The organism is Nocardia sp. NPDC052001, assembly GCF_040680615.1.
Taxonomy (GTDB): Bacteria; Actinomycetota; Actinomycetes; order Mycobacteriales; family Mycobacteriaceae; genus Nocardia.
The window spans coordinates 19,302-32,453 of record NZ_JBFAXC010000004.1 but is presented as its reverse complement, the minus strand read 5'-3'; the positions used below and the strand labels follow the sequence as shown (position 1 = coordinate 32,453).

Genomic DNA, 13,152 nt, shown 5'->3' with positions numbered 1-13,152 from the left:
ATTCGAATGACGCAGGTCTCACAGTGGGGTAGCCGGGGATTGTGATGGTTTTGGGCTGGTTAGCATCGTTTTCGTATAGATCTCGAGGCGACCCCTAGGACGTTGTGTTGACTACCGACCATCTTGACCGCTGGAACGCTCACGAGGCTTCGGCGGAGGCGATGATCCCGATCATCGGCAAGCTGTATCGCGAGAAGGGGGTGACCATCCTCCTGCACAGCCGGTCGCTGGTGAACAAGTCGGTGATCAGCATTCTGCGCACGCACCGATTCGCCCGGCAGATCGAGGGCGAGGAGCTCTCGATCGAGGAGACGCTGCCGTTCCTCGAGGTGCTCAGCGCCATGGACCTGGGGCCGAGCAAGATCGATCTGGGCCGGTTGGTCATGGCCTATCGCGCCGATGCGCGCGGACTCGGGGTCGCCGAGTTCACCGCCGACGTGCTGGCCGATGTCATCGGCGGCAACAAGGCCGAACCGCAGGGCCCGCGCGATGTGGTGCTGTACGGCTTCGGCCGGATCGGGCGGCTGGTCACCCGGCTGCTGGTGGAGAAGACCGGTTCGGGCAACGGCCTGAATCTGCGTGCGGTGGTGGTGCGCCGGGGCAGCGCCGACGATCTGGTGAAGCGCGCCTCGCTGCTGCGCCGGGATTCGGTGCACGGGCAGTTCAACGGCACCATCAAGGTCGATGCCGCGAATGACACCATCATCGCCAACGGCAGCGTCATCAGGTTCATCTACAGCGATGACCCGAAGACCATCGACTACACCGAGTTCGGCATCAATGACGCCATCCTGATCGACAACACCGGCCGCTGGCGCGACCGCGAGGGCCTGGAGCAGCATCTGCGCCCCGGTATCGCGAAGGTCGTGCTGACCGCGCCCGGTAAGGGCGATGTCCCCAATATCGTGCACGGGGTCAATCATCGCGAACAGGATGTGTCGCAACAGATCTTCTCCTGCGCCTCCTGCACCACCAATGCGATCGTGCCGCCGCTCAAGGCTATGGATGACGAATTCGGCATCGTGCGTGGACATGTCGAGACGGTGCACTCGTTCACCAATGATCAGAACCTGCTGGACAACTTCCACAAGGCCGATCGCCGCGGCCGTTCCGCGCCGTTCAACCTGGTGATGACCGAAACCGGCGCGGCCTCCGCGGTGGCCAAGGCCATGCCGGACTTCAAGGCCAAGATCACCGGAAACTCCATTCGCGTTCCCACGCCGGATGTTTCGGTCGCGATCCTGAATTTGCAGCTGAAGCGCGAGACCACCAAGGCCGAGGTGCTGGACTACCTGCGCCAGGTCTCGCTGTCGGGCCCGCTGAGCCGCAACCTCGACTACACCGCCGCCACCGATGTGGTCTCCAGCGATTTCATCGGCTCGCGCGCGGCCTCGATCGTGGACGCCAATGCCGCCATCGTCGACGGCGACACCGCGATCCTCTACCTCTGGTACGACAACGAATTCGGCTACTCCTGCCAGGTGGTGCGCACCGTGCAGTTCATCTCCGGTATCGAGTACCCGACGTATCCCCAACTGGGAGAACAGGATCGAGCCGCCCTGGCCGCTGCGAACGGTAGCCCCGCCTGATCGAGCCTGCCCCCAGTTTCCTCGTCTTGCGCTTTCGCGAAGGGTTCCGGTGCGAATGATTCCGGAATCTTTTGCGGCGCAATAGGTTTCCATTGCCGGATAGGTCATCCGATGATGAGGAGACGGTGATGATCGGTGCACGGTACTGGGTGCGGTGGCTGGTGGAGCAGGGTGCGCCGCGATACGGGATTCGTATGCAGACATTGCGCGATGATCCGCTGGCGGATTTGATGGGAAGTGTTGCGGGGCTGCGGGATCCGTTTCCGCCGATCGAGCGGCTGCGGGAGCGGGGGCGGCTGGTGCCGAGTCCGATCGCCTGGGGCACCGCGGATTACGAGGTGAGCCGGGGGATTCTGCGGGACGGTGATTGGGGGGTGTACGGGATCACCGGGTTCGAGCGCACGGGGGTGGTGCGCCGGATCGCCGATCGAGCCCCGATTCCACCCAATCCGGTGGAGAAGCCGTCCATGTTGATCAGCGATCCGCCCGAGCACACCCGGTTGCGCAAATCGGTGTCGAAGGCGTTCACGCCCAGGGCGATCGGGCGTTTGCGGGATCGGGTGGAATCGGTGACGACGGAATTGCTCGACGCGCTGCCCTCGGACGGATCCGCCGATCTCATCCACGATTTCGCCGCGCATGTGCCGATCGCCATCATCTCCGAAATGCTCGGCTTCCCGGACGAATCCCGGGACACCTTCCTGGCCTGGGGTGATGTGGTGAGCCCGATGCTCGATATCGGAATCTCCTGGCGGCAGTGGCGCAATGCCGTGGTCTCCATGCGCGGTATGGACGGATATCTGGACGAGCACATCGCCCGGCTGCGCGATGAACCCCGCGAGGACATTCTGAGCGCGCTGGTCAGCGCGGGCGATCTCACCGACGGTGAACTCAAATCGGCTGCCACGCTGTTGATGGGCGCGGGTTTCGAGACCGCGGTCAATCTCATCGGAAACGGTGTGGTGCACCTGCTTTCGAATCCCGATCAGCTGGCGATTCTGCGCGATGAACCGGAACTGTGGCCGAACGCCGTGGAGGAGATGCTCCGATTCGAGGCCCCGATCCAGGCGGCGGCGCGACTCGCCCTGCGCGACACCGAGATCGCCGGGGTCCCGTTGAAGAAGGGCAGTCTGGTGGTGATGTCACTGGGCGGGGCCAATCGCGATCCGGCGGTATTCGAGAATCCGAACACCTTCGATGTCACCCGTTCCAATGCCAAGGATCATCTGTCCTTCTCCAGTGGCGTGCACGCCTGTCTCGGCGCCAGCCTGGCGCGGATGGAGGGTATTCACGCCTTGCGCGCGCTCTTCGAACGGTTCCCGGATCTGACCCTCACCGCCGAACCGAGCAGGCGGCCGCTGTTCACGCTGCGCGGATATTCCAGCATGCCCGCGCATTTGGGGCAGCGGGCGCGCATCGCGAGCTGACCGAATCGACAACGGGGCCCGGCACCGCGATCGGTGCCGGGCCCCGTTGCCGAGTGCCGGGAATCAGGCCGTCGTGGCCATATCCACGAGCCAATTGTGCAGCCACGCCGTGGCGGTGGCCCCATTGTTGTCGACCACGTAGCGCGGATACGACTGGTGAATTCCGGAGGTGAGGAACTGCTGCACCTGCCGCGTCCACTGCTCCCCGGCCGGATTGTCCGCCGGCGCGGCCATGATGGCCGACCAGCCCGGCAGCAGCGCCTCGGCCAGAATCGACTGCGTGGTCAGCAGGTAGTTGCCGATCTGCAAGGGATCCGGTGCGGAGAGCTGGGTCATGAATCCGGCGAATCGCCCGGCGATGTCATCGACCGGCACCGAACAGTACAAATCGCCCGCAGCGCAGAAGGTTCGCACATTCTGGCTCAACCAGCCGAACCCGCCGATGCGTGCCCCGCCCGCACCCGTCCCCGGTACCGGCGGCCCGATCAGGGCATCGGTGGGGGAGCGGCGCGGATCCGAGATCAACCCGACCCCGACCACTCGATCGGGGGACACCACGCCGTGCCCGGTACCGATCTCGGCGGCCAGATCACCGGCCGCGTCCGCGCCCTGGCTGTACCCGATCAGCGCGAAACGCGTTGCGCTGCATCGGGCCGCGACATCGGCGATGATGGCGCGGGCATTGGTGACGGCCTCCCGTTTGGAGCGCCCGTACACCTCGCCCTCCCACGGCAGCGCGGTGGCGGCGTAGCCGACGTAGCTGGTCTTCACATTGCCGGGTAGCCCGCGGGTGACCATGGTCAGCATTCCCGTGGGTTCCGAATCGTCCCGCGTGGTCTCCCAGGTGCCGGGTACGGCAATGACATTCAGATCCGGGCAGCCGCCGGGCGCCGCGGCCGCCTGTGGCGCACCGCTGAGCAGCACCCCCGTCGCGGTGGCCAGGACCGCGGCCACGGCGGCACAGGCCGTCTTGAAAGTTCGTGTTGTTCCAAAGGACAAGGCGCATCACTCCTTGCTCGGACCGTACGTTGTTGGCAGTTCAGCCCCGCTGAACCTGGGGCGGCAACACTTCGGCATATGCGCTCGCCGCTGCGGGCTGAGATCGGCCGACGATGACGAAGGTCGGCCTGCGGTGGGCGCGCCGGGGCGAACATACCAAGAAACCAGCCAGTCCGGACGGCGCTTGCTGTTTGATTGCCATCAAGTCGCGTGATATTCGCTCAGTCGTGTCAAAATCTCATCGGCAACCGCTCTACCGGGAGGTTCGATGGAGTCCGCTCGGATGTCGCCGCGTGGCGTGCTCATAGCAGTGGTGACGGTACTGACCCTCGCGATACTCGCCGGGATCGTGGTGTGGGTGATTCGCCAGGACGGTTCGGGCAGCGCGCCCGCCGATGTGGTGCGGTCGCAATCGCTGCCGGTCGATGAATTGCGCACCGGATACTGCGTGGATCAGCTGCCGCCGATGGCGAATCCCGCGCCGCAGTCCAAGGATTCGGTGACCCAGGCGTACATGAGCGCCGACCGGATCACGGTGGTGCCGTGCCGGGAATCGCATCGGGCCGAGGTCATCCACACCTTCGACGCGTCCATCGCGTGGCCGGGGGCGAGCCTGATGTCGATCCGCTCCGGAACCGACTGCGCGGCCGAATTCGCCCGCCGCAGTACCCGCGAGCACGCCGATCTGATGACGCTGGCGCTGTATCCCGGCGATGAGCAGACCTTCACCGCGCGGCCGCGACAGCTCTGCCTGGTGCAGGAGCGGTCGGGCGGTCAGCTCACCGGCCGCGTCTTCGACTAGCGCCCGCGAAATGGACCGGCGCTCAGGAGATGCCGAGCGCGGCGGCGAACATGGGCCAGGACTTGTGCAGATCCTGCTCCCAGTAATGCCAGGTGTGTGATCCGGCGGCGCGGTATTCGAGCTGGGCCGGAATGCCGAGTTCGGCCAGCCGGTCGGCCAATTGGTGCGTGCAGGTATTGGTGGCGGCTTCGATGAGTCCGCCCAGCACCATCTGGTTGGCCTTGGTCATGACCTGTCCGACCGAATACGGCGGCAGGATCTCCTCGGCCTCACCGGGCAGCCCCGTGGCGCTGGAGAGGTAGATCGCCTTGCCGCGCAGGCGTTCCGCGTTCAGTACGGCGTCGTGATCGCGCCAGGCCGGATCGCCGTTCTCGCCCCACATGTTCTTCGGGCTCGCGCCCGCGCGGGCCAGCACCAGATCGATATAGGTGCGCCCGGCCGAATCGAGGGTGGAGGCGCAACCGCTGAAGGAGCCGACCGCGCGATAGAGATCGGGGGCCGCGCCCGCCATGTACAGCACCGAGGTCGCGGACATCGACACTCCGGCAATCGCATTCACGCCGGAGGCGCCCAGTTGCGCGTCGATGATCGGCGGAAGTTCGCGGGTCAGAAAGGTTTCCCACTTATTGCGGCCGAGCTTGGGATCGTCGCGCTGCCAATCGGTGTAATACGAGAACGCGCCGACCGAGGGGGTCACCACATTCACGTTCTTCGCACCGAGGAACTGCACGATATCGGTCTGGTTGTACCAGCTGGCGAGATCCTCGCCGCCGCCCGCGCCATTGAGCAGATACAGGGTGGGGCGCGGTTCGCTCTGATCGAAAGCGGTCAGGATCTGCAGCGGGATAATGCGATCCATGGCCGCGGAATAGACGTGGAAGACCTGCTGGCGCTGTCCGGGCCGGTCGATGTGGTCCACATGCGAGACGGCCGTTTCGGGCTGCGCAACGGCAACCGAGCCCGGTAGGCCCGACAACAAGGACAGGGCGACTGCGGAAGCGGCGAAGAGTACCGCTGATTTACGCGCGAGCAAGAGCTTCGTCCTCGAAAAAGATTGGCGGATAACGTGATTCCGGATGGTACCCGGACCGTGGCCGGGGCGGTCGGACCGCACCGGCCACGGTCCGGGGAGCAATCAGCTGCCCGGAATGACGTTCTTCAGCACACCGGTCAGGATATCGGTGACCGAACCGGTCGAGCTGAGCTGGCCGTCGGACGAACCGAGACCGTTATTGCTCAGGCTGCCCTGCACCGACTCGCCCGGATTCGCCGCCCGCGCGGTGAAGCACGCGGTCAGGTTCGGGAAGTTGGCGCCGACACCGACGGTGCCGGCCACGCCGATGCCACCGCTGGTGATCATCTGGCCCTGCTTGACGCTGGCCGGGACGTTGTAGGTGATCTTCATGGTGACCGGGTTACCGGAATTGACGAACCAGCCGGTGCTGGTCACCTTCCAGCCGCCCGCATTCGGCTCGGGCGTGACGGTTTCTTCCTTCTGACCGCCGATCGCGTGGTACGCGGTAATCGTGGTCTTGACAGGCGCGGCGAAACCGGTGGGCGGGTAATCGGTAATGGTATTTACATACGGGTTACCGATACTGGTCGTACCGACCACAATGGTGTAGGTGACGGTCGTGCCGACGCCGATCTGTTCCGCGCTGGCTGTCTTGTCGTACACATGCGTGATGCCGACGGTGCTGATGTCCTTCTTGGTGTCATGGCTGGTCACCGAGCAGGTAGCGGTATCGGCGGTGGCCACTCCGGTGCCCAGGGCAACGCCCGCACCAGCGACGATCAAGGTGGAGGCCGCAATTCCGGCGGCCAATCGTGAAGTCTGAAGCATGTTTCCTTCCAGCGGCTCCGGCACATCCCGGAACCAATATCCTCATCGATGAGCGGCCCGTCTCGAATTGCCGTGACAGGCCGCCTGGAGGATGAGTAAACCGGACAGCTGGACGCTCGTCCAGGGTTTCCGGAAAACTAGTGAAAATATGTCATGTCAGATCTTGGATCGAGCGTGGAGGGGTAGTGAAAATGGCATGAAGAATTACATTTTCCAACGCCGAATAGACTATTCGAGAATTGAGCACGCGGCCTTGCCGCGGCGCACACCGGCGGCACTGCCTGCCGGTCACGGGGCGGCCTCGGTGGCCGACGAGAGCGATCATATAGAACGTGTTCTCGTTTTGCCCCGGGTTTCGCCTGAATCGTTCGTCTGTCCAGCTCAGCGCCGTGCGCCCGGCTCCGGACATGGGGAAGCCCCGGGGACTAGCCTGCCCCGGGGCCTCGGTGTCCGCCGATTTGCGACACATCGACACGTTTAAGAACGGAATGAGCTTGAAATTGTCCAGCGCTCTGCGATTGAGCTACGGCCCATTGGTGGCTGAGCCGGCGGGAGTTGAACCCGCAACCTCTGGATCCCGGTCCGTTCCTTCGATTCGACGTTCGGCGGAAATGCTGAAACTGGAGCGATAACGTGAGTTTGATGGCGCGGTGCCTCTGCCGATTGGGCTATCCCGCCGCGAGTGGCGGGAGGAGGATTCGAACCCCCACTGTGCCGGTGTGCCAGTCACATTGAACTTCTGATTCAGCTTGCGCTCTTGCGCACCACCGACACTAGCGGGCTACGGCCGGTCAGCCAAACAAATATCCGAAGACCTCCGCACCCGGCTTGCGCTGGGTGATCTCGGCGTTGTTGGCCTCCTCGCGCGCGAATTTCACCGCGTGCTGCAACTTTTCGACGCGTTCGGTGAGATCGTTGACGCGCTTGGCGGGCAGCGCGCCGGAGAACTTGATGGTGCGCCAGTAGCCCACCACCACATCCTCGTGATACACCTCGACCTGCGCCGGATGCTTCTCCGTCGCTTCGGCTTTCACGTGGTTGCGCGGAATCTTCTTGGTGCGCACCGTATTCACCGGTTCGGTGGCGTAGCAGTCGGCCGCGGTGTCGTACTCCCACGATTCGGCCGCGTCCAGCACCGGGAGTTTGCGCACGAAGGTGTGCAGGTCGACCAGCTGCTTCTCCAGGAAGAGCAGATAGGTCACCGGGGCGTCCTTGACCAGGGTGCGGCCGTCCACCACCACATCGGCGGTGGCCGTGCAGTTCGCCCAATCCTTGGTGGCGACGACATCGAAGAGTTTGGTCAGAATCTCCGCCGTGGTCTTGAGCACCTCTTCCGACTTCACCTGCACGCGAGTCGATTCCGGCGGCAACTGCTCGCCTTCCTCATCCTTGGGGCGGTAGGTCCGCGAGATTCCGCTCAGCAGCGGATTCTTGGCCAGCTGGTGATGTGCCTCGGTGAGCTCGGAAAAGGTTCGGGACTTGATCCCTTTCTCCACGGCGACAATCTGATTCAAACGTGTCATTCGGGCACTGTATCGGCGCGAACCGCGCCCCGCCCACCTATTTTCGCAGGGCAGCGAGCGCCGCCGAAGCGACTTCCGATGGGGGCGGGCCGATTTCGACGGTGACGAAGTCCTCGTCCGGGCCGGGCAGCTCCAAGGTCGCGAGTTGGGAGTCGAGCAGGCCGGGCGGCATGAAGTGGCCGGTGCGCGCGGTCATGCGCTCCTCGAGCAGTTCCCGGGTGCCGGACAGCAGCAGGAAGGTGACCCGGCCTTCCGGATGATCGATGATCGCACCGCGCAAGGTGTCCCGATAGGAATGCTTGAGCGCCGAACAGGTGACCACACCCGAACGCCCCGATGCGATCCGCTCGGACATCCACGCCGCGATGGCCTCCAGCCACGGTTGCCGGTCGGCGTCGTCGAGCGGATGACCGGCCGCCATCTTCGCGATATTGGCCGCCGGATGCAGATCATCACCCTCGAGCAATTCCCAGCCCAGGGTGTCCGCCAGCTTTGCGGCCACGGTCGACTTGCCGGACCCGGATACGCCCATGACGACAACGATGCGCGGGCCGTCGACCGTCATGAATCCTCCTGAGCGAAACGCCGGACTGTCCGGGGATCACCGATCTTGCCACCGCGAAGCCGGAAACTGGATTCTTCATAGGTGCTGGAGGTGGTCGTGGCGGGCTGGCGGGCAATGGCGGGACTGATCTGCGTCGCGATCCTCGGCCCGGTGTTATCGCCGACCCACGCCGCGGCCTACGGTCCGCATCGCGAGGAGTTCACCAATCCCATCCTGGGTGCGGGCGCGGATCCGAGCATCGCCTACTACCAGGGGCGATTCCACCTGGTGCAGGGCGATTTCTACAACGGCGACAATATCGTCATCCGCAGCTCGGACACCCTCGGCGGATTGGGCGACGCTGAACCGGCGGTGGTGTGGCGGCATCCGGATTGTCCGGCCCCCGCGTGCACCAAGATCTGGGCTCCGGAGCTACAGCACATCGGCGATCGCTGGTGGATCTACTACGCGGGCCAGGAGAACGACAGCCATCAGTCGCACCGGATGTACGCGCTGCGCTCGGCCGGCGATGATCCGGCCGGTCCGTACGACTATCTCGGCCCGATGGATCTGCCCGGCGGCGTCGCCATCGACGGGGTCTACCTGCCCTATAAGAAACAGGGCTATTTCCTGTGGTCCTGCCTGGACCCGGAAAACGAACTCGTACAGCAGATCTGCGCCATCCGCATGTCGGATCCGCTGACGCCCATCGGCGAATCCGTGGTGATCTCGACCCCTGCCGCCGACTGGGAGACCGTCCCCAATGACGCGAATCTGCTCATCAATGAAGCGCCACAGCCGCTGTTCGCTCCGGACGGCACCCTCTACGTAACCTTCTCCGCCAATGCCAGTTTCGATGACAGCTACCGGCTCGGGCTGCTACGCCTGGCCGCAGGCGGCGATCCGATGAATCCGGCCGCGTGGACCAAATCCGGCGGTCCCATCCTGCCCGGCGGTCCCGGCTCGATCGCGCCCGGGCACAACGGTTTCTTCACCGTCGGTGACCGGCAGTGGATCACCTATCACGCCCGGCTCGATCCCGGCACCGGCTGGGCGGGCCGGAGCGTGCGCGCCCAGCCGATGGCCTTCGCCCCGGACGGCCGTCCACAATTCGGCATGGCTCTTGGTCCCGATGCCCCCATCGCGGTCGGTGACGAAGCACTAGCATCGGGAAGATGAGCACACGCGGAGCGTTGGGTTCGTTCGGGCTGGCCGCCGTCGCGCTGGCCGCGCTGCTGACCGGTTGCGGGGGATCGGATGAGCATTCGGGACATTCCTCGCAGACCTCGCAGTCGATAGCCGCACTACCGCAACAGAATTCGTCCGCCTCGGCGGTGCAGTCGAGCGTCGCGGCCGATCCGGAGGTGACGATCGGCGAGGTTCCCGGCTATCAGGCCGCGGCCAGGGCCCTGCGGCCGTTCATTCGGAACCTGCTGGCGGGCGATATGGATCAGCTGGTGCGCAAATGCTGGACCATCGAACCGCAGAACGCGCGAAATATGTACGCCGACAGGGACGGAATCCTCGCGGCCGTCGCACAGCCGGGCGTCGACGGGCAATTCGCCGCGATCTGGACCGGGCCGGCGCTGACCGTCAGCGCCAAGCGCAGTGAGATCGGCTCCGGCTACGCCTGCCCGCGCGTCGCCGCGAACGGCACCGTCAACACCTTCAATGAGGCCGATGCGCGATATACCGTGCAGCGCTACCTGTCCCGCTGGGTCGGCAAACCGGTCGATGTGAACGATATCGAGGGCAAGTACCCGCTGGTGTGCCCCGGATCGGTGCTGTCGAACAATCCCGGAAGGCTCACCGGCACCACCGGATTCGGTGAGTTCAGCACCCAGCCCACCGGCATCTCCGATGTCGATGTCACCGTGCCGGTGACGAATTCGTCCGGGGTCACCCAGCCGATGCTGTTCAAGACCGCCATCGGCCCGGAGGGTTACTGCATCAACGATCTGAGCTGATCACCCCTCGCGCGACAGTCGCGTCAATTCGACTGTCGCCGAACGCAGTTCACCGATCGTATCGATGGGCGCGAGGTAGCCCACGCGGGTCACCGCGATACCGCGCGGGGTGGTGACGCGCAGATCGAGGCCGTAGCGGTCGGCGCGCTCGCAGACCGCGGCCGTGGCATCGGGATAGCCGCCGCGCGCCTTGGCCATATCCAGCAGCGCGTCCGCGTGATCGTCGTTGAGATGCGTGATGGCCCGACCGGCAACGGACACAATCGGATCGGGGCGCGCGGCGGCGTAGTCCGCGCTGCTCGCGGAATCCATGCGACCGTAACCGCCGACCCAGCGCACCCGCTCCACCCGCAGCACCCACACGGTGAAATCGCTGAAGTCTATGTAGTACTTGGCCGACGGCACGGCGGCCAGATGCGCTTCACGTGCGGCGGCGGCCTCCGCGCCCGTCGGCTGTTCGACCCGGCCCGCCAGGGTCACCCGGGAACCGGCCAGCGGATCGGTCGGCAGATCGGGCGTCACGATCGACAGGCTGGCGCGCGGATCACCGGCGAGATTGCGCCCGTGCTCGGCCAAGCGCGATACGCACAGCACCGGCTGACCCTCGAGCAGTCCGTAGGTGACGAAGGACGCCCACGGCCCGCCATCGCTGCTCAGCGAGGCCAGGGTCGCGGTATTCGTCGCCGCCACAACGCTTCTGGTCTCCTCGGCCGGGGACGGCCGCTGTTCGTTCAACACTGCCGTCAGCGGCGGGGGAGTCGAGGGGGCGTCACCGGGATCACCGTGGTCGAGAGGCACGTTCACAGGCTACGCGTCACCCGCCGCGGATTCTTACCTCGCTTTGACGTTTGTTTGAAAAGGCTTTGCGGGAGGGCCCGCACGATTACCTCAGTCGCCCGGACACACCGGGTGAGAGTGCGGAGGGAGCCCGGTATGCGCGCCGGAGTGCGATCGATAATGGGATTCGGGCTGGCAGCGGCCGTACTGGCCGGATTGGTCACCGGCTGCGGCGATGCGCGGGAGGCCACCGCGGCCACGCCGTGGTGCCCGACCGTCGAGGGTTACGCGGTGGATTGTGGTGTGGTGCAACGACCGCTGGTGGAGGGCAAACCCGACCTGGGCACCATCGATGTCGGATACGCCCGCATCAAGCACAGCGCGGGCGGTGCGGCGGCGGGCACCATCCTGCCGAACCCGGGTGGTCCGGGCGTGCCGATGATCGGGCATGCCGAGGACGCGTCCAAGGTGGCGGCCGGACTGCTGAATCAGTACGACGTATTGCTGATCGACCCGCGCGGAACCGGAGTGTCCAATCCGGTGAAATGCGGTGTGAGCGAGGACGAATACCAGTTGGGCACCCGCGAACAGCAGCGGCAGGCCGTCGCGCGCTGTGCCCAGGAGCTCGGCCCGAAGGCGGAGGGCTACACCTCGGCCGCCACCGTCGACGACTTCGACGCGGTCCGTGCGCAGCTCGGCATCGACAAGGTGATTCCGTACGGCATCTCCTACGGCACGTACCTGCTGCCGATCTACGCCCAGCGGCATCCCGAGCATGTGCAGTCGATGGTGCTCTCGGGTGCGTACCCGCATGACACCGATTCGATGCAGCGGCCCAATGCCCAAGCGGTTTCCCTTGCACTGCAACGCATCTGCGAGCGCAGCCGGGTGTGCGACGGCAATACCGCCGTCAACGACCTGACCGCCGTGGCCGCTCGCCTGCGGGACAAGCCGCTCACCGTCCAGGGCAAGGGCGTCATCCAGCTCGACGAGGCCAAGCTCGCCAGCCTGGTGTTCGAATCCGCCACCAGCAATGTCGGCGCGGACCCGCAGGCCATGACCCCGCTGGGCATGCTGCCCGCCGCCCTGCACGCGGCCGTGCGCGGCGATGACAGCGGCCTCATCGAATTCACCAAACTGACCACGGCCGAGGACGGCTACGAGAACATCGGCCTCTATATCACCGTGGCCTGCAACGACTACGCGCCGCTGTGGTCCCGGGACGCCGCGCTGCCGCAGCGCGAACAGCAGTACCGCGATGCACTCGCCCAGGCGGGTACCCCCGGCGCGTTCGGGGCGTTCAGCCCGCAGGGCTTCGCCGCCGGACAGCGTGACGGCGGTGACGCGTGCATCAACTGGCCCGGTATCAAGGATCACCAGCGCCCCGATCAGGTGCGCACCGCCCTGCCGAAGGTGCCCGTCCTGGTCATCTCCGGCGATCTCGACGCCATCACCCCGGATGCCAACGGCAAGCTCGTGGCCGCCAAGTTCGCCGACGCCACCTTCATCTCGGTGCCGAACACCGGGCACGTCCCGGACCTGGAGCCCAGCGGCTGCGTGGTCGGTGTGATCGCCGATTTCGTCCGCAACGGCAAGCCCGGCGACACCGCCTGCATCGCGGCGGTCCCGCCCATCGCCGTGGCCCCGGTCACGAACTGACAGGCCGGAATCCATGACCGCG

At 65.5% G+C, this 13,152-nt stretch carries 12 protein-coding genes; 6 read left to right on the top strand and 6 right to left on the bottom strand.

All coding sequences use genetic code 11. The annotated features are described in order from the left end of the window. The first annotated feature begins 107 nt into the window (after window positions 1-107). Together AB0L82_RS20260 and AB0L82_RS20255 are read left to right on the top strand one after the other, a co-directional pair. Complete coding sequence (locus tag AB0L82_RS20260) at window positions 108-1,589, top strand: glyceraldehyde-3-phosphate dehydrogenase (protein WP_364638174.1); 1,482 nt, start codon at window positions 108-110, stop codon at window positions 1,587-1,589. Between the two features lie 128 nt (window positions 1,590-1,717). Next, a complete protein-coding gene (locus tag AB0L82_RS20255; RefSeq protein WP_364638171.1) occupies window positions 1,718-3,016 on the top strand; it encodes a cytochrome P450 in 1,299 nt (432 codons plus the stop codon). Between the two features lie 63 nt (window positions 3,017-3,079). Here the strand turns inward: AB0L82_RS20255 and AB0L82_RS20250 are convergent, their stop codons facing one another. Next, complete coding sequence (locus AB0L82_RS20250) at window positions 3,080-4,015, bottom strand: cutinase family protein (RefSeq protein WP_364638168.1); 936 nt, start codon at window positions 4,013-4,015, stop codon at window positions 3,080-3,082. Window positions 4,016-4,283: 268 nt separating this feature from the next. On the opposite strand from AB0L82_RS20250, the gene AB0L82_RS20245 reads away from it, so the two are divergent. After that, window positions 4,284-4,817 (top strand): hypothetical protein, encoded by a 534-nt coding sequence (locus AB0L82_RS20245; RefSeq protein ID WP_364638164.1) that lies wholly within the window; start codon window positions 4,284-4,286, stop codon window positions 4,815-4,817. Between the two features lie 22 nt (window positions 4,818-4,839). On the opposite strand, the gene AB0L82_RS20240 is transcribed toward AB0L82_RS20245, so the two are convergent. The 4 genes from AB0L82_RS20240 to AB0L82_RS20225 form a co-directional block, all read right to left on the bottom strand. Further along, window positions 4,840-5,736 carry an alpha/beta hydrolase family protein gene (locus tag AB0L82_RS20240; RefSeq protein WP_364638161.1) on the bottom strand — a complete coding sequence of 299 codons (897 nt, stop codon included), beginning with the start codon at window positions 5,734-5,736 and terminating at the stop codon, window positions 4,840-4,842. 216 nt (window positions 5,737-5,952) lie between these two features. Then, window positions 5,953-6,660, bottom strand: a complete 708-nt coding sequence (locus tag AB0L82_RS20235) for a hypothetical protein (RefSeq protein ID WP_364638158.1) — start codon at window positions 6,658-6,660, stop codon at window positions 5,953-5,955. Between the two features lie 791 nt (window positions 6,661-7,451). Beyond that, window positions 7,452-8,183 carry a hypothetical protein gene (locus tag AB0L82_RS20230; RefSeq protein ID WP_364638155.1) on the bottom strand — a complete coding sequence of 244 codons (732 nt, stop codon included), beginning with the start codon at window positions 8,181-8,183 and terminating at the stop codon, window positions 7,452-7,454. A 37-nt stretch (window positions 8,184-8,220) separates the two neighbouring features. Then, window positions 8,221-8,748: a gluconokinase gene (locus tag AB0L82_RS20225; RefSeq protein ID WP_364638152.1), complete on the bottom strand. Its 528-nt coding sequence runs from the start codon at window positions 8,746-8,748 to the stop codon at window positions 8,221-8,223. 81 nt (window positions 8,749-8,829) lie between these two features. On the opposite strand from AB0L82_RS20225, the gene AB0L82_RS20220 reads away from it, so the two are divergent. Together AB0L82_RS20220 and AB0L82_RS20215 are read left to right on the top strand one after the other, a co-directional pair. After that, the gene (locus AB0L82_RS20220; RefSeq protein ID WP_364638149.1) at window positions 8,830-9,906 is read left to right on the top strand and encodes a glycoside hydrolase family 43 protein; all 1,077 of its coding nucleotides are present in this window, start codon (window positions 8,830-8,832) and stop codon (window positions 9,904-9,906) included. Further along, window positions 9,903-10,694, top strand: coding sequence for a hypothetical protein (locus AB0L82_RS20215; protein WP_364638146.1), 792 nt, complete (start codon window positions 9,903-9,905; stop codon window positions 10,692-10,694). Before AB0L82_RS20220 ends, AB0L82_RS20215 begins: the two co-directional genes overlap by 4 nt. On the opposite strand, the gene AB0L82_RS20210 is transcribed toward AB0L82_RS20215, so the two are convergent. Then, complete coding sequence (locus tag AB0L82_RS20210; protein WP_364638143.1) at window positions 10,695-11,492, bottom strand: DUF2470 domain-containing protein; 798 nt, start codon at window positions 11,490-11,492, stop codon at window positions 10,695-10,697. A gap of 135 nt (window positions 11,493-11,627) precedes the next feature. Here AB0L82_RS20210 and AB0L82_RS20205 point away from each other — a divergent pair, with 135 nt between their 5' ends. After that, a complete protein-coding gene (locus tag AB0L82_RS20205) occupies window positions 11,628-13,130 on the top strand; it encodes an alpha/beta hydrolase (protein WP_364638140.1) in 1,503 nt (500 codons plus the stop codon). Window positions 13,131-13,152: the final 22 nt, after the last annotated feature.

Bases quoted from the DNA above. Each gene is read 5' to 3' on its own strand.
- AB0L82_RS20255 (WP_364638171.1), top strand. From the start codon at position 1,718: ATGATCGGTGCACGGTACTGGGTGCGGTGGCTGGTGGAGCAGGGTGCG.
- AB0L82_RS20245 (WP_364638164.1), top strand. From the start codon at position 4,284: ATGGAGTCCGCTCGGATGTCGCCGCGTGGCGTGCTCATAGCAGTGGTG.
- AB0L82_RS20235 (WP_364638158.1), bottom strand. From the start codon at position 6,660: ATGCTTCAGACTTCACGATTGGCCGCCGGAATTGCGGCCTCCACCTTG.
- AB0L82_RS20230 (WP_364638155.1), bottom strand. From the start codon at position 8,183: ATGACACGTTTGAATCAGATTGTCGCCGTGGAGAAAGGGATCAAGTCC.
- AB0L82_RS20225 (WP_364638152.1), bottom strand. From the start codon at position 8,748: ATGACGGTCGACGGCCCGCGCATCGTTGTCGTCATGGGCGTATCCGGG.
- AB0L82_RS20215 (WP_364638146.1), top strand. From the start codon at position 9,903: ATGAGCACACGCGGAGCGTTGGGTTCGTTCGGGCTGGCCGCCGTCGCG.
- AB0L82_RS20205 (WP_364638140.1), top strand. From the start codon at position 11,628: ATGCGCGCCGGAGTGCGATCGATAATGGGATTCGGGCTGGCAGCGGCC.